12 protein-coding genes are annotated in these 18171 nt (G+C 41.1%); 4 read left to right on the top strand and 8 right to left on the bottom strand.

The annotated features are described in order from the left end of the window. Nucleotides 1–10: 10 nt before the first annotated feature. The 4 genes from CTY47_RS06755 to CTY47_RS06775 all read right to left on the bottom strand — a co-directional run bounded on the left by CTY47_RS06755 (nt 11) and on the right by CTY47_RS06775 (nt 6896). Complete coding sequence (locus CTY47_RS06755) at nt 11–1327, bottom strand: sugar porter family MFS transporter (protein WP_099463994.1); 1317 nt, start codon at nt 1325–1327, stop codon at nt 11–13. 20 nt (nt 1328–1347) lie between these two features. Beyond that, nucleotides 1348–3417, bottom strand: coding sequence for a pyruvate formate lyase family protein (locus tag CTY47_RS06760; RefSeq protein ID WP_099463995.1), 2070 nt, complete (start codon nt 3415–3417; stop codon nt 1348–1350). Beyond that, entirely contained in the window at nt 3414–4187 is a 774-nt protein-coding gene (locus CTY47_RS06765; protein ID WP_199163397.1) for a glycyl-radical enzyme activating protein, read from the bottom strand. The genes CTY47_RS06760 and CTY47_RS06765 overlap by 4 nt, the downstream gene beginning before the upstream one ends. A 273-nt stretch (nt 4188–4460) precedes the next feature. Next, nucleotides 4461–6896, bottom strand: a complete 2436-nt coding sequence (locus CTY47_RS06775) for a family 16 glycoside hydrolase (RefSeq protein ID WP_143813349.1) — start codon at nt 6894–6896, stop codon at nt 4461–4463. Nucleotides 6897–7066: 170 nt separating this feature from the next. On the opposite strand from CTY47_RS06775, the gene CTY47_RS06780 reads away from it, so the two are divergent. Beyond that, nucleotides 7067–8044, top strand: a complete 978-nt coding sequence (locus CTY47_RS06780) for a GntR family transcriptional regulator (RefSeq protein ID WP_099463998.1) — start codon at nt 7067–7069, stop codon at nt 8042–8044. Between the two features lie 89 nt (nt 8045–8133). Here CTY47_RS06780 and CTY47_RS06785 read toward each other — a convergent pair whose 3' ends face one another. From CTY47_RS06785 to CTY47_RS06800, 4 genes are read right to left on the bottom strand one after another with little or no spacing between them, the layout of a single operon-like run. Further along, nucleotides 8134–9423: a S28 family serine protease gene (locus CTY47_RS06785; RefSeq protein ID WP_099463999.1), complete on the bottom strand. Its 1290-nt coding sequence runs from the start codon at nt 9421–9423 to the stop codon at nt 8134–8136. A gap of 4 nt (nt 9424–9427) precedes the next feature. Then, on the bottom strand, nt 9428–10345 hold the full coding sequence (gene queG / locus CTY47_RS06790; protein ID WP_099464000.1) for a tRNA epoxyqueuosine(34) reductase QueG: 918 nt from the start codon (nt 10343–10345) through the stop codon (nt 9428–9430). Then, the gene (locus CTY47_RS06795) at nt 10346–10957 is read right to left on the bottom strand and encodes a polysaccharide deacetylase family protein (RefSeq protein WP_099464001.1); all 612 of its coding nucleotides are present in this window, start codon (nt 10955–10957) and stop codon (nt 10346–10348) included. A 6-nt stretch (nt 10958–10963) separates the two neighbouring features. Further along, entirely contained in the window at nt 10964–14221 is a 3258-nt protein-coding gene (locus CTY47_RS06800; protein WP_099464112.1) for a DUF2723 domain-containing protein, read from the bottom strand. A gap of 236 nt (nt 14222–14457) precedes the next feature. On the opposite strand from CTY47_RS06800, the gene CTY47_RS06805 reads away from it, so the two are divergent. The 3 genes from CTY47_RS06805 (at nt 14458) to CTY47_RS06815 (ending at nt 17969) form a co-directional block, all read left to right on the top strand. Continuing rightward, on the top strand, nt 14458–14763 hold the full coding sequence (locus CTY47_RS06805) for a GNAT family N-acetyltransferase (RefSeq protein WP_099464002.1): 306 nt from the start codon (nt 14458–14460) through the stop codon (nt 14761–14763). A 15-nt stretch (nt 14764–14778) separates the two neighbouring features. After that, nucleotides 14779–14997, top strand: coding sequence for a (4Fe-4S)-binding protein (locus CTY47_RS06810; RefSeq protein WP_099464003.1), 219 nt, complete (start codon nt 14779–14781; stop codon nt 14995–14997). A gap of 152 nt (nt 14998–15149) precedes the next feature. Further along, nucleotides 15150–17969: a M16 family metallopeptidase gene (locus CTY47_RS06815; protein ID WP_099464004.1), complete on the top strand. Its 2820-nt coding sequence runs from the start codon at nt 15150–15152 to the stop codon at nt 17967–17969. Nucleotides 17970–18171: the final 202 nt, after the last annotated feature.

An 18171-nucleotide genomic window follows, 5' to 3' on the forward strand; every position in this document is an offset into this window, starting at 1 on the left:
TTATATGAAGTTATGTAAGTTCTTTCTGAATCTGTTCGAGCGACTTATTACGTGTCTCCGGCAACTTAATGGCAAACACAAGGCTTCCCAGGGCAATAACCGAGAAGAATCCGAAAATATAAGTTCCCCCTATGGAGAGGAAAATCGGGAAGAACCACGACAACAAAGCCGACCATACCCAATGCGTCATACTTCCGAACACCTGTCCTTTAGCACGCACACTATTAGGAAACACTTCCGAGATTACCACCCAGATAGTAGCTCCCAATGATACAGCAAAGAAAGCAATGTACCCCATCAAGCTCAACATCATATAGTAGCCTTCAAACTTCTCAAGATAGAACCCTCTGGCTACAAGAAACAACGACAAGAACATGCCGATAGATCCAAAACCTATCAATTTTTTTCGCCCTACTTTATCTATCAACAGCATGCCGATCATTGTAAACGTCAGGTTAGTCAGCCCGATAACAATGGACTGCATCATCGCACCTTCACGGAATACACCAGACAATTCAAATATACGCGGAGCATAATAAAGGATCGCATTGATACCTGTAAGCTGGTTGAAAGAAGAGATAAGAAAGGCTATCAATACGGGATAAAAGTATTTCTTCTGGAAAAGATTTTCGCCGACAACTTCCGTATCTTCAAGGGATTCTTCAATAGATTTCACTTCTCTATCCACATCCGGTTCGCCAATCTTACGAAGCACCATGCGGGCTTTATCCACAAGGTTTTGTTTGATAAGCCAGCGGGGACTTTCGGGTACGGTCATTAACAGCAACCCGAACAGAAGGGCCGGAATGGCTTCTATGCCAAGCATCCATTGCCAGTCGTGAGGTATACCTACAATATTATAATTCGCAACGTATGCTATCACAATGCCCAATACGATATTAAACTGGAAGAAAGCTACAAAACGTCCTCTCCAGTGTGAAGGAGATACTTCGGCAATATACATAGGTCCTACAACAGAAGAGGCTCCCACTGCAAGTCCACCCATAAAGCGGAAAAACATAAACGAATACCAGTTCACAATAACAGCACTGCCTATAGCCGAAACGAGGTAAAGGTACGCAATCACAATAAGTGACCAACGGCGTCCGTATTTCTCGGCAGGTTTACCGCAGATCAAAGCACCGATAATAGTACCGATCAGCGCCGTAGCAATTGTGAAGCCGTGGGCAAAATCCGAAAGGTTGTAGACGGCCTGGATTGACTTCTCGGCTCCCGAAATAACCGCCGTATCAAATCCGAATAAAAGGCCGCCCAACGACGCTACAAAAGCGATGTAAAACATAAAACCTTTCACTGTAGTTTTCATAATAATATAGAGTTTAAAGATTAAAGTCCAAATTCAATCCGGTTGATTACATGATCCTGGTAACATTCGTCCAGCTCCACAAAATAACCGCTCCATCCCCAGACACGGACAATCAGGTTGCGATAGTTCTCCGGATGCTTCTTTGCATCCAACAGTTTCTCCTTGCACACAGTATTCAACTGGAGTTGATGACCGCCTAAAGTAATAAAAGTTCTGACAAGCATACCCAGCTTGGCCACACTTTCATCGTTGCGGAATACAGATTGATCGAATTCCAGGGTGAGAGGTCCACCGTTAACCACATTCTTTAAATCGGGCTTTGCAAACGATTTAATAACGGATAACGGCCCCTTTTGCTTAATATACAAGCTGGGAGAATAATTAGCCGGAATTTTCTCATCGGCACTTCTACCGTCGGGAGTAGCTCCCAACTCCGTTGCATGGAATATATAGTACATAGCTGTTCCGGTTCCGGCGCGGTAAACGCCTCCTTTCTCATTGATCCGGCCTTGCAGTGCCCGATCGAAAGAGTTTAGAAGGTCTCTGGCAATCAAATCGACATAGTCGTCGTCCTGCCCCATCTTGGGAGCTTCTTTACGAAGCAACTCCTGCAGTTCTTTTTCTTCTTTGAAGTTATGGGTAAGCGCATTCATCCAAGCACTATAATCCACCTTCTGCTCCTCATAATAATATTTTTTGATGGCAGCCAATGAATCGGCAGCCGTAGCTATACCTGTTCCATGGATTCCGTAATTATTATATTTGCCGCCTTCAGATATATCTTTTGCCCGCTCAATAGTTCCGTCCATAAGTAATGACATCATAGGAGCCGGAATCATATAAATGTTATGATGCTTTTTACACATCGCATCCAACCGGTTTGCCATTTCTTTTTCTATCAAACTGTAGAAAGAGGCATAATCCGGACAGTCTTTCAGTTGTTCCATGCAATCTCTTACACACTCTATTAAAGACAAAGCGTCAATATTAGGTATGTCCATAGCTACTCCGGGAATAATAAACTCCCAGCAGGCCGCCACTACATAATTATAGGCGTCTTCTTCAGCATATCCTTTCCGGATCAGGCCGGGGATAACAACATCGTCATTACTGTATTGCGGGAAACCCAACCCTATCTTGGTAAGTTGTGAACCCAGTTCGTAAATTTCGGCAGGAGTATCTCTGTCTACGCGGATATTGATTTTAGGATCGATCAGTTCCAGTTCGTAGCTTGCCTGCAAACACATACGGGAGAGTTCGTTAAACAGGTATTCACCCGTCATGCTTCTTCCGCCCAACACCATGCTCTGCCCATTGTCTCCTTGCTGCATGCCCGGATACAGATCGCTGTCTTTATTACATACCAGGAAGAACTCTTCCAACAGATCAAATGCGTCTTCTTTCGTTAACACACCGTTCTCAATATCCCGGATATAATACGGATACATATACTGGTCGAAACGGCCTAACGTATTATGATAATTGCCGGCCTCCCAAATAGAAAAATGAAGAATACGCAGCAATTGAAGGGCTTCGCGGAAACTGGTAGCGCCGTTACACTTAATAGCCTGCAAAGTCGTCGCAATCTCTGTTTCTCCAACCGACAACGCATATTGCGCATACTTTTCGATACAATCCTGAAGAGACACAAGACTGCTATAGGCAGAAAGCAGAAATTCTTTTTGATCCTTTGTCAGGCCGGCATCTTCCAGTCTTTTGCTTATTTCTTCCTTTCGGGCTTCAAGGCCGTATGTTAATGTATAGGCATAATCAGGAGAAATATTGCAAACATATCCCTTCTCATGTATATAATGACTCGTTTTAATAGCATCCCATTCCTCTTTTGTAAACACTTCGGGCACTTCTGTAACCGTACGTGTAAAGACTATCTTTTCTCCCGGTAAGATAACAGGCTGTTCTTTCTCAAGCATAGCAGAGAAGCAGGCGGCAGAACGCTTTACCGGAGAAAATCCGCTTGCCTTATATTCGTCACTCAGGTTTTGTATTCCCAACTCACCGGGAGTTCTGCGAAACTGATGGTGCTTCTTGTCCAGTAAATACTCCCGTAGATTTTTTATTCTTTCATTCATAAGACTATCGTATTTATATTATTATCTTCAAAGACATTATAAACTCGTGGAGGTATTTCCGGATCAAACGGAGGATTATATTCTTTGCCTATCATGGAATACTTGGCACCGGCCATTTTATGGTAACGGAGTATTTCTACTCTTTGTAATGACTTTGCATCCCTGATTATATCCAGAACAGCAAGCATATTTTCTTTTGTATCGTTTATTCCCGGAATCAGGGGTATGCGTATAACAAAGTCTTTACCGGAGGAGCACAAACATTCCAGATTTTTACGTATTAACTGGTTATCCACCCCCGTATATTTCTTATGTATCGCAGGATCTGTATGTTTGACATCAAACAACACTAAATCCAGTAAAGGAAGAACTTCACGAAAAACCTCCTCCGAAGCGAAGCCACTTGTTTCAATTGCCGTATGTATTTCAGGCTTTATCTTACGGAGTACATTCAGCAAGAAACCGTATTGCAACAAAGGCTCTCCTCCCGTAAAAGTGACCCCGCCTTTATTTAATGAATAAATTTCTTTATTCTTCAAAAGCCGGCTTGCCAGTTCATCTGCAGTAATCCGATAACCACATACAGTTGTTTCATCCTTCTTCATCATATACTGTGGCTCAGGAGAGATTCCTTCCGGATTATGGCACCACACGCAATGCAACGGACAGCCTTTCAGAAAAACGGTAGTCCGGATACCTGGCCCGTCATTGACGGCAAACTCTTCAATGCTAAAGATTGTTCCTTGTTGTATGGAGTTCAAACTATTCATGCTATATCAGATTGGTATTAGACTTAACACCGCAAATATAGAGAATAATATTCCAACTGATACGAACTGGTACGATGTTTTTATCATGTTATTAAACATAGACCAGCTCGTACCAGTTAGCAAGGTTTCCACACTCAAGTTTAAGGATTCGGAGCTGCTCTATTTATACCTCATAATCATAACTACGTTTTTTTCAATTCATAATTATAATTTTCAAAAACCATAGTTATGGTTATTTTTACAACCGGATAACCTTATATCCGTTAAAGCTATTCATTGCTTAACAAACTTCATAACAACATATGAATGAGAAGGAAATTCATAATCCATTTTGTTATCTCCCAAAAGGCTACTCTTCACAGGAATAATCTTACAAGGTTGTTCTGGTGTATTTCGTCCGTCCAAGTCGGCAGATAAGGTAACAACCTCCACTTGGCTTGCATTTCCGAAGCCTTCTATGTTTAAAGAGGCCAAAACAGGCTTGTCGTTAATATTGGCAACGTGTAAAACAAGTAACTCTCCCCTGCCATCCCTCGTTGCGGTTACATCCAAATCACCGGTTTCTTCGCTATATACCCGCAATGGAAGATGGTTTTCCGAAGCCATTTGCTGGGCATAATAAGGAGGCATTCCCCAAACCTGCAAAGGGGTAAAGAAAATTTGTCCCTGGTCCCAACCGTTATCATTTTGTAAATAAGGCTGCAAGGCATTAGCTGCGCATGAAGTCAACACAAAATCGCCGCAACGGCGTACTGCATTCTGCAAAGTAACATGCCCTAAGGCGCGCTGCATATTATGCAAATTGCCATTCTCTTCAAAGATAGCACACTTCATCTGCGTATTCGGATCCCACTTAAGGAACAATTCCTGCATGCGTTTTAATTCTTTTTCCACATTCACTCCCGCATTCGCATCGTCAGCCCAAGGATGATAATCCCAATAGGGCGATTTACCGTTCAAAGCCTTAAATACCATCTCCATATTTGGCGAATCGGGACGCCACCAAGCCGCATTCACCACATCCACCGATGCATCTTTACTCTTAATCGCATCATACAACAGATTGAAACGATCTATATAATGTTTATAGCCTTCCGCGTCATCCGCATGAATGACCTCTTCATTACCTATTTCTATATATTTCACACAGTACGGTTCATGATGTCCGTTTTCTGCACGCTTTTTACCCCATACTGAAGAGAGCGAACCATTCAGATATTCCACCATATCGGCAATATCTTCGGGCGTCTCTTCGATATTGACGGCAAATGAAGCCACAAAGCCGGCTGCTTCACAGTATTTCAGAAAATCTTCAATACCAAAACCATTTGTCGAATATGGATTCCAGTGTCCTTTATATGGCGGACGCCTATCCGGGTCGCCTATCATCTTTTTAAAACGATACCCCGGGGCATTTACCATTGTGCCTCCATAGCGGAGAAAGGTAAGACCTTGTTTCTGCATAGCCTGGCCTATATCGTTGCGATATGGAAGACCGTGAAACTGCTTATTTCCTGTAGCCATCAATGTTGCCTGATCTATCCATATTTTACCCGGCCGGTTAATGTAAACTGCCAGACGGCTTTTAGGATCCGTCGTATTGGACAACAGGTGTATCGGATACTTTTTCCACTCACTGGCTATATTATTCAAGACTTGAGAAGCATATTCTTTGCTTCCGTCCGCACTTTGCAATGCAACCGTCACTAATCCTCTATACGAATCACCTTTCAGATAAATTTGCCCCTGAAAAGCCTGCCCTTCTTCTACAGAAATGCCCCAACGGTTCAGGCTTTGATTGGCAATGCCGACCGTACCCTTGCTCCCTATCATCTCGATAGACTGAGAATATCTGCCATTAAAGGCATCTTTATCATCATGTGAAAATACAGCTTTTGCACTTCCAGTCTGAATAGCATCCCAATGCATGCTGACAGGCAATCCCTTTTTACCAGAATAAGAAACAGGTTCTTTCTTGCCATTCTTCTCAATAGCCAGATTCCGGAATTCAACATCCGATCCCCAGGTACGCAAAGCAACCTTACCGTTCAATATAGGACTATCCTTATCTTCATAGACAAACAGGCTTTTTCCATTTAGAAATACCTCTATCTGCGCTCCACTCATTTCAACCTTCATCGCATTCCATTCGTCGGGAGAACAATGTACAAACACCTCTTTCAGCGGTTGCCAGTTCTGACAGTGTTTCCCGAACATCACCTTCGCTCCATCAGATGCCAGACTAACCTCATATCCATCGAAGCGGTCTGCTCCTTTTCCCGGGTTGTTCACACGTACCAGTAAGCCGGCATTATTGGCAGCCGTCCCCTTCATCCGGAGTTCCACCTCTACAGAACCTTTCTCTATATCTGCATGCTCATACACAAGTTTAGCCCCCGGAAAAGCGTCGGCTATAACGCCGTCTTTCTGTGGAGTCCAAAAACCTTCATAGATAGAAAAACTTTCAAAAACAAACCCTCTGACCGGCTCTTCAAAGCTTTCTCCAAATACTTTCTGATCATAAAGTCCGCCATAAATTTCATGATTCACATCCTCAATGCAAGCTCCGTAAAGATATGCAGGGATCTCATTCATAACTTTGGAAGCATCTACAGTAATCTTAGAATTTTGAGCAAATACCTCACAAGGAATAAAAGCAAGGATGCTTCCGCCCAGCAGGGCATACTTCTTTAGTTTGTCTATCTTCATGGTATCATAATAAATGGTTTTCAATACAATTAGGTCATCGCAACAAATATAAACAAATTATTCACACTGGTACGAACTAGTCTATTAATTTCGTCTGTGTTATTAAACATAGACCAGCTCGTACCAGCCAGAACTAATTAACCATATCTTTGTACAATAAAATAAGAGAAATGAGAGTTAACGAATCAAAGTACAAGTTAGTGGTAAACCACGTTATAGAAGGTATTAATAACGGAACATATAAAAAAGGAGATTGGATTCCTTCTATAAATGAATTCAGGAAAAATTATACCTTATCCAGAGATACCGTTTTTGCCGGATTAAGCGAACTAAAGTCAAAAGGTATAATCGATTCCAATCCCGGAATAGGTTATTATGTGACAAGTACAAGAATAACCCAGAAACACAACATATTCCTACTGTTCAATGAACTTAATGAATTTAAAGAAGACCTGTATAACTCATTCATGGAGTCAATAGGAAAAGTTGCCACTGTAGATATCTATTTTCACAATTATAACAGGAAAGTATTCGAAACGCTTATTAACGAAGCAAACAATAAATATACTACTTATATCTTAATGCCCGGAAAATTTGCAGGCATCGATCCTTTACTCCAAAGCTTATCAGGTAATGTATTTTTACTAGATCATTTCCATTCGGAACTAAAAGGGAAATACTCTTCTGTTGCACAAAATTTTGAAAAAGACACGTACGAAGCACTTGTCCACGGTTTATCCCATATAAAGAAATATCACCATATCATTATGGTCCAGAAAGAAGAGAAAGAACCGGTTGAACGTTATATAGGACTCTGTTCGTTTTGTAAAGACTATAATTTCACGCACGAGTATATTGGTTCCATCAAGGACAGAAGCCTTAACACAGGTGAAATCTACATGGTAGTAAACGATCGTGATCTGGTAGACCTGTTAAAACAGGCAACCAAACAAAACTTCATTCCCGGAAAAGACTTCGGTATCATATCTTATAATGACACTCCTTTAAAAGAGATTCTGGCAGGAGGTATCACTACGCTATCTACAGACTTTAAGCTTATGGGTCAAACAATGGCTTCCCTGGTTAATAAAAAAGGAATCGAAACCATTGAAAATCCATGGCAACTAAATTTAAGGAATTCATTATAACTGAAAATATCCAATACATGAAATAAAGAAAAGGCGAATAATTTCGAAATTATTCGCCTTTTCTTTATTTACACAAGCAGATAAAAACTCTACTCAGCTAACCATTTATTTATCTGCCTCAGTATTTTTTCTTTCATCTCCTCCGGCATGTTACTTATACGGGCACGATGGCTTCCACCGGGCTGGATATAAATCTGTTCATTCTTTTTTCCTTTGAAAGAAGGTACGCGAGTTGCACTCCACGGGTCAACTTCACCATAAATAAATATCATCTTGGGATCATTTTCTTTCAGAAAGTTATATACCTTTTGATAAAGCTCGGGGCGGAATTCTATCGTTCCGGCACTTTCGGGCAGCATAATACGGCTTAAATAACCATCACTGTTCTTAATTGTCAGATACTTTTCAAATGGTTTCGTATCGTAGCCATAATAACCCAGTTCGCGGGCTGCTTGTACAAAGAAAGAGGTATTGGGTTGGTCTTTCGCAAAATAATCGGGACCGCTGATAGAAACCAGATGTTTAAACAGTGTCTCCGTATCTGTTGATAAGGGAGGGATAGTCTTTACGGAAGTTCCCCACTGCCAAAGGGCAAAAGGATATTCCAATACGCAATAATCCAGCACTTCCTCCACCGGTATGCGGAACTGCAAGTTATTTTCCTTACAGAACGATTCTAACATGGGAACAATCTCCATTTTACGTTTTAGCACCTCTATTTGGAAATTTTCTATTTTAGCACGTTCTGCTTTTGTTCCCACTTTACGAAGAAACGATTCATGACGCCCATCTTCTACTGCCCGGTTTAAAGGTGCAACATAAGGGACCGAAAAGTCTACATCATCCGGAAAAAATGCACGATATAATATAGTAGTCTGGCCGCCCTTGCTGATCCCTGTACTTATCCATTTCCCCGTATTATATAGCTCACGGAAAGTCTGGTTCACATGATGCAAATCATATGCCGAATTTTCGGCTGTCAGGTAATCCCAGTTCAGCGGATCGGGAGTTGATTCAAGGAAATACCGATATTCCACAAATATCAGATTCGCATTCAGCAGCCGGGTTAATTCTTCTTGATAACGGGGATTCAGGGCATAGGCTGCACCATATCCTTCGGTAACAAGAACCGTAGGACGGTCAAAGCCCACATGTCCTATAATTACGCGCTGAGTAAATGTTCCAAGTTCAGGATGTTTCGGATCTAGCGGTTGGGTAATACGTACCACATATTTTTCAGGATAGCAGTCCGATTTCAATTGTTCAACACTTTCAATGCCTTTCAGTGCTTCCAGTTTTCCTTTTAAATCTTCGGAAGCAGCCATTGTGACTGCCGAATAGCAAAACAGCAGTACCAGCAGATGGATCATTTTCTTCATGGATTTATTCTTTTAAGTATTTTATTGTGCGCAACAGACCTTCATATTTTGCCCTTTTCACAGCAGAATGAGCAAATATACAATTATATTCTTCTTTCGTCAGCATACGCAATTGTTCTTTATTAAGAGACAAAAATGCTTCGGTAGGACAAAACTGTTCCTCTTGCGTCGGGGTAGCAAAGCGATTCCAAGGACAAACTTGCTGACAGGTATCGCAGCCATATAGACGATTGCCCAATCTGGTTGCCTGTTCCGGCAGTATTTCTCCTTTGTGCTCTATCGTCAAATAGGATAGGCATCGGGATGCATTCAGATGCTGTTCGGATTCCAACGCGCCGGTAGGGCAAAATTCGATACATCGGTTGCAGTTTCCACAACGGTTCTTTTGGGGCGTATCGTATTCATCGACTTCCAAAGTAGTAACAATCTCTCCGAGGAAGAAATAAGAACCTTTGCCGGGAATAATCAGGTTAGTATTTTTTCCAATAAAACCAATGCCGGCCCTCCATGCCCAATAGCGTTCAAGGATAGGAGCCGAGTCGGTAAAAAATCGGGCTTCATGCGTTTTATCCAATGAAGATGTAATGCTTTCCCACAATAAACGAAGTTTATTTTTCAGTACAATATGATAATCCTTTCCATAGGCATAATAGGCAATATGAGGCATATCCGGGGAAAGCTTTTTCCCTGGATAATAATTCAAGGCAACGGAAATAACGGAACAAGCTCCTTCTACTAATCCGGAAGGGTTGAGACGGATATCCCGGTAATTTTCCATATACTTCATTTCTCCGTGGCAGCCGTTTGCAAGCCATTGATCCAGATAAACAATCTCGGTATCAGCAGGCTCTACACGGGCAATGCCACACGCGCCGAATCCGTGTTTGCAGGCCAGTTCTTTTATTTTGGAAGAAACAAACATTTACTCAAAGACCTTAAACTCATAGCCCTGCTGCAGCAACCATTCGACGGCGCGAGGCATGGCTTCACGCATATTTCCTTCCGCTTTCAAAGAATCGTGGAAAACGATTACCGAGCCATTACGGGTATAGTTCTTCACTACATTGAAAACCCCGTTAGGTGTCATGTGCGGACTATAATCACGCGTAACTACATCCCACATAATTATTTTATAATGCTGGCGAAGCGTAAGTATCTGCGGCAAACGCATGTGTCCATGCGGAGGGCGAAACAAATCTGTTTTTATATACTCGGCCGCCTTTTTTACATTTGCCAGATAATTATTCGTCCAATATTGAATACCCTGGATATGGTTATACGTATGGTTCCCTACACGATGGCCTCTATCTATTACCATCTGATAGATATCCGAATATCTACGCACATTGTCTCCTACCATAAAAAAGGTGGCTTTTACCCCATATTTATCCAGTATATCTAAAACCCAAGGGGTAACCTCGGGAATAGGGCCATCGTCGAAGGTAAGATATACACACTTCTTCTCAGCCGGTATTCGCCAGATTACCCCGGGAAACAGAACCCTGTATAACCAGGGAGGTTGTTCTATAAACATACTTCGTTATTCTGCATTTTGAGGAACACCGTAAGCCATACGGTAGTTGTCAAACTCTTCCTGATACTTCTTAGCAAACTCAGGGTTGTGCTGCTTGTTTACACGAAGCACTTCCTGCAGTACTGCCAGATTGTGTCCGAGTTCGTTCTCTACAGACGACAGTTGTCCGGGTTTCAAGCGGAACAACCAATTCAGATTACGAACTGCATTATCGGCTATTCCGGTATATATTCTTTCTGCTTTTTCTTTCTGGCCAAGCACATAATAAAGCTCGCCAATTGAAAGGGCACTATAATCCAAAGGAATATTTTCGGCAGGAAGAACCTCCATTGCTTTATCAAGTACTGCTAATGCTTTATCATTCTTCTGTTCGTTAACCAACGCAGCCGCCAACTTAGCAAACAATACAGAGCGGTAGCTCTTGCACATACGCATTACGTTTTCATCCAGATAAACGCCCTTCGTATTTACGCCGCCCCATTTGAACTTGTTCATCACATTATCGTACATCTTTTCGGTATTAACCTCCTTAACAGTACCTTTCACCTGCATCGGGACAATCTGGTTAGCCAGACCTGTCTGCTGGAAATATGGGTCAAGCTTCACCCATTGATCGCTTGCAACTGTTACAGCATAATACATCGGACGTTTCCAGTCATTAGTCTGCAGCATATCCAGAACCATCAACTCCTGTTTACCAAGAATATCTTTACCCTTCAAATCAATAGTCATATCCTGCACATACCGGATATCAGCCGTATCAACTACACCGTTATTCACAGCCGAATTAACATCTACCTTATATACTAAGCTCTGCGAAGGTATATAATCGAGTTCCTGACTAATATTCGGAATCTTTTTGTACTTCGGATCGTTGCTACGGACAAAGTCCAACGCTGTTTTCAAATCAATCGACTGATCAGTCAGAGGGAATACATAAGCAGCATCACGCGTACCCTGTACATAATCCGCACGGTTCCACGAAATAGGCAGTGGCTGCGATTCGTATGCCTGTTTCTTCATCTGGTCGATATACCAATCTGTTTGCAGATAACTGGTGTTACATACGCGAATATCGGTACGTATACCCTCAACTTCCTGGGCATACCACAGCGGGAAGGTATCGTTATCTCCATTTGTGAAGATGATAGCATTCGGCTCACACGATTCCAGATAATTTGCTCCAAAATCGCGGGCAACATAGCGGTTCGAACGATCATGATCGTCCCAGTTCTGCGCACCCATCTGCATAGGAACGAATAAACAAACAACGGAAGCAATAGCTCCTGCCGCTACAGCAGGCAACTTACCATATTTTTCGAGGCCTTTTGCCAAAGCCGCCACTCCGAATCCGATCCATATACAGAACGCATAGAACGAACCGGCATACGCATAATCTCGTTCACGCGGCTGGTAAGGTGTTTGATTCAAATACAATACAATTGCAATACCCGTCATAAAGAACAGGAAGAACGTAACCCAGAATGCCTGAATACCCTTCTTTCCTGCATACGCCTGATACAACAGACCTAAAATACCCAGTAAAAGAGGCAGCATATAATAGACATTATGCCCTTTATTGTTTACAATATCAAAAGGCATATCTTCCTGAGGACCTACCAAAGCCTCATCTACAAATGGAATACCTGTTATCCAGTTACCATTCAGCACTTCGCCGTTTCCTTGAATGTCATTCTGACGTCCGGAGAAATTCCACATAAAATAGCGCCAATACATGAAATTAAGCTGGTAAGCAAAGAAGAAACGCAGGTTTTCCATGAAAGTAGGTTTCACCACAGAAACCATTTCACCACAGCGGTTAAATTTAACAGGTTGTCCTTTTACCTGTGCCCATTCCTTATAGGCGGCTATATGGCGTGCATCATTGCTATACATACGTGGAAACAACATATTCAGTTCGTCCACATATTTATATTCCGTCTCATGACGGGAAACATAATAGCGATCTTTCTCATTTTTATCCTTCTTGATAACACGGCTCCAGGTAGGTGCTCCCTCTTCAGTAACAGGAACACAGGCACCATCTTTAACCTCACGCAATACTTCCGATGCATAAGTCTGACCATACAATAACGGAGTTTTACCGTATTGCTCGCGAGCCAGATAGGTACGCAAAGTAAAAATGTCGCTCGGAGCGTTCTGGTTCATTGGGGTATCTGCCGAAGCACGAATTAACGTCAGTGCATATGAAGAATAGCCTACAACAACTACCATCAGGCAAATCAGGATTGTATTCAGCATCTTGATATTTACCTTCTTACTCATAAACAAATAAGCCGTAAGGGCAGCAGTAAGGATCACAGCCAGTACATATCCGCTACCAATAAAAGGAATACCTATCAGCACTATAGCCAATATAAAAGCAATTTTCATACGTAACGGATTGATCTCGTCGCGCATAGTTTCCCAAATCGACCAAATCAACACTCCGGCTAATACTATAACATAAGCAAAAACACCCGAATTATAAGGCATTCCCAGTACGTTAACAAACAGAAGTTCAAAGTAACCGCATACTTCAACCAAACCCTGTACCACACCGTACATCATCAACGCAACAATAGCAAAAGAAACCAAAAGGGCTATTAACATTCCCTTCATGGTAGGATTTTCAAACTTCTTATAATAATATACCAGTACAATAGCCGGAATACACAATAAGTTCAACAAGTGGACACCAATACTCAATCCCATTAAATAGGCAATCAATACAATCCAACGATCGGCATGAGGTTGGTCTGCCATATCTTCCCATTTCAGAATTAGCCAGAATACAACAGCCGTAAACAAAGAAGAAGAAGCATATACTTCACCTTCTACCGCACTGAACCAAAATGTATCACTGAATGTATATGCCAATGCACCCACAACGCCACTGCCCAGAATAGTAATCATCGTTCCGAGCGGCATATCATAACTATCCCCTACCATAATCTTACGGGCCATGTGCGTAATACTCCAGAACAGGAATAAGATTGTCAGTCCACTAAAAAGAGCAGACATACTGTTCACCATCATGGCTACTTTAGAGGGATCGGAAGCAAACTGTCCGAAAAGGTTAGCTACTAACATAAAGAAGGGTGCTCCGGGAGGATGTCCTACTTCCAGTTTGAATGCTGAAGAAATGAACTCACCGCAATCCCAAAAGCTGGCAGTAGGTTCGATTGTCATCAAATAAACGGTAAAAGCGGCTGCAAAAACAATCCACCCCAACGCGTTGTTGATTAATTTATACTTTCCCATGTTGTATAAAGTGATATAATTAGTTTCATATAAACTACCCTTACGCAGGCAATCGGGCGCAAAGGTAAGCATTTACGTTTAATACGTAACGTTCAGATTCCTTATAAATTGTAATTACAAAATTAGAAATATATTAAAGAGAAGGCAATTACACAAAAATCACACACTTTTTTTATATAAACAAAGCTGTATTCAAAACTGTTCTATATGCGTACGGACATTAAAAATTAAAGATTATGGCTGAAGACTACGAATTAATAGACAATGAAACACATCATCAATATGAATTTCATGTCGACAAATATATTCCAAAGATTGAATATATAAAATCTAAAAACGGAGAAATCTATTTAACCCATACCGAAGTTCCAATAGCTCTTGAAGGTAAAGGTATCGGATCGCAACTTGTAGAAAAAGTTTTAAAAGATATAGAGAAACAAGAGCTACGACTGGTTCCCCTTTGTCCTTTTGTTGCAGGTTATTTGCAAAAACACCCTGACTGGAAGCGTATTGTTATAAGAGGAATTAATATTCAGTCATAAATTAAGAAAAATACAATGGCAGAAAAAAAAGAATATTCAAATGGCGAACTGACCATCATTTGGCAACCCGGATTATGCCAACATGCAGGGATCTGCGTAAAAATGTTGCCCCAAGTGTACAATCCCAAAGAAAGACCTTGGATCAAAATAGAAAATGCTACCACGGAAGAACTGATAGCACAAATCAAACAATGTCCGTCGGGAGCTTTAAGTTATAAATTAAAGAAGAAGTAAAGTAAATAAAAACCGTTTTAAATAAAAGTAGAAGCCGTGTCAAAAGTTTCCCTTCTGTCGCGGCTTCTTTTTAATTTACATTAAAATAATATTGTATTCTCTATTTTCTACAGAAATACTATCTTTGAACACATCGATAATGTTATAATATTATGATTAGAAAATATTCTTTATTAGCATTTCTCTTACTTTGCCTTACAACCATTTCATCGGTAATAAATGCACAAGAGGAAATACAGCCGTTACCTGTTGATCCAAAAGTACGGTATGGTAAATTACCCAATGGATTAACGTATTATATCCGTCATAACGAACAGCCCAAAGAAAGAGCCGATTTTTACATTGCCCAAAATGTAGGATCCATTTTGGAGGAAGACAACCAGCGCGGTCTGGCACATTTTCTGGAACATATGGCTTTCAACGGTAGTAAAAACTTTCCGGGACAAGGGATGAAAGATTTTATTGAAAATGCAGGTATGCGGTTTGGTGAGAATTTTAATGCTTATACAAGCTTTGACGAAACAGTTTATATGATAATGAATGCGCCAGTCAGCAAAGAAAGCGTAGTAGATTCTTGTCTGCTGATACTTCATGACTGGTCAAACTTCATTACTCTGGCTGATACGGCCATTGAAAAAGAACGCAATGTAATACGCGAAGAATGGCGCACGCGACAGGATGCACAAGCACGTCTCTGGGAACAGCAACTCCCTCAAATGTACCCCGGTAGCCGCTATGCTAACCGTATGCCAATCGGCAGTATTGATGTAATCAACAACTTTAAACCGAACGAACTGAGAGACTATTATAAAAAATGGTATCGTCCCGATTTGCAAGCCATCATTATTGTTGGAGACATCGATGTAAACAAAGTGGAAGCTACGGTAAAGCGTATATTTACGGATATTCCGGCACCAAAAGCCCCTGCCCCACGCGAAAAGTTCAATGTACCTGATAACGACATGCCACTTATATCCATAGCTAAAGACAAAGAAGCATCAAATACTATACTTTATCTTTTTTATAAGCATGAAAAGTTACCTGCAGATCTTTACGCTTCCGTCACCGGGTTAGTAAAAGATTATATACAGGCAGTATGTGCAGACATGATGAACGAAAGGTTTGAAGAAATACTGCATCAGGCCAATCCTCCATTCGTATATGCCCAAGCTTATGACGGCGATTATATGATCTCCAAAACACAAGGAGCATGGACAGTTGCAGCAATAGCGAAAGAAGGGGAAATAGACTCTACGTTAACAACATTGGTAAACGAAACAGAACGGGTCAAACAATATGGCTTCACTGCTTCAGAATATGACAGAGCTCGCATCAATGTGCTAAAACAATACGAAACAGCTTATAATGAACGTGATAAGCAAAAGAACAGTGCTTATACAAAAGAATATGTCAACCATTTCACTAACGGAGGATATATTCCTGGTATCGAAACGGAATATTCTTTAATCAACCAAATCGCACCATCTATTCCAATAGAACAAGTAAACCATTACATACAGGATATGTTGAGCAGTGACGACAATATTGTAATAAGTCTTACCGGCCCGGACAAAGCAGGTATTGTTTACCCTACGGAAGAGAATCTGTTAAAAACGTTCCTTAAAGCACAACATATGACAGTGGAACCATTCCGGGAGAATGTTTCCAACGAGCCACTAATACCGGTACTTCCCTCTCCGGGAAAAATCATAAAAACAGAAAAAGACCAACGTTTCGGGGCTACTGTTTTAACTTTAAACAATGGTATTAAAGTCGTTTTGAAACCTACAAACTTAAAAAAAGACCAAGTAGTAATGACTGCCACCAGTCCCGGAGGAAGTACTCTGTTCGGGGCTAAAGACGTAGATAATTTAAAAGTCTTTAATGACGTTATCGGAATAGGAGGCTTAGGCAATTTCTCTGTAATAGAGTTAGGAAAACGTTTAGCAGGAAAACAGGTTTCATGCACTCCATCACTCGGGCTGGATAACGAAAGCATAAATGGTTCATCTACTCCTGCAGATTTACAAACACTTTTCGAACTAATCTATCTCAACTTTACAGCTCCTCGTACAGACGAAGAAGCTTACGCCTCATTCGAGAACCGTATAAAGTCACAGCTGAAAAACCTGGAACTGAATCCAATGGTAGCTTTTAGCGATTCGCTTGCCAGGGCAGCCTATAATGACAATCCCCGTGCCATGCGTTTGCAAGCTACAGATTTTGAACATATCAGTTATCCCCGCATCATGGAAATGTATAAAGAGCGATTTGCTGATGCCTCCGGTTTCGTTTTCACTTTTGTCGGGAATATTGATCCTGATAGCATTCGTCCATATATAGAACTATATTTAGCTTCTTTACCTTCAAAAGGACATATAGAAAAAGGGGATCCATCCAAGGTTCCAGCCTTGCGCAAAGGTGTTTATACAAATATCTTCCAACGTAAAATGGAAGTTCCCAAGGCAACAGTAGCAAATCTCTATTCTGGTCAGATTGATTACACCCTGGAAAATATCATCTGTGCTACGGCATTGAAACAAATTTTAGATCTTGTCTACACAGAAAAGGTACGCGAAGATGAAGGAGGAACTTACGGAGTACAAACTTCTGCCTATATTTCTCCTTTCCCGCAAGGACAAACAACATTACAAATCTTTTTTGACACCGATCCAGACAAACGTGAACGGATGAATACAATTGTACGAAACGAATTAAAACGTATATCAGATATGGGACCACGTCCGGAAGATTTCAGAAAGAGCCAGGATAATATGATAAAACGTCATGCAGAAAATCTACAAGAAAATAATTATTGGTTAAATACTTTAGACAATTATTATTACAAAGGTTTTGACGGAGAAACAGATTACGAAAATCTATTACAAAACCTGACTCCCGCAAAAATACAAGCATTTACCCGGCAATTACTTTCTCAAGGCAACAGTATAGAAATAGTAATGGAACCATAAAATCCATTCATCAGGATCTTTTTTCGAAATCATCGGGATGTTTTTTCCATTTCATCCCGATGATTTTTTTATTATGCAAAACGCTGCTTATAACCTAAGTTCCGGAAGAACTAATTTTAGTACCCTGAGAAAACTTACTCTTCTTGGTTTGTGTACAGCCGCTTTCCAGTTTCAGGTGATGGCAGCTTCATCACAAATGATT

The organism is Parabacteroides provencensis (assembly GCF_900232875.1).
Classification (GTDB): Bacteria; Bacteroidota; Bacteroidia; order Bacteroidales; family Tannerellaceae; genus Parabacteroides; species Parabacteroides chinchillae.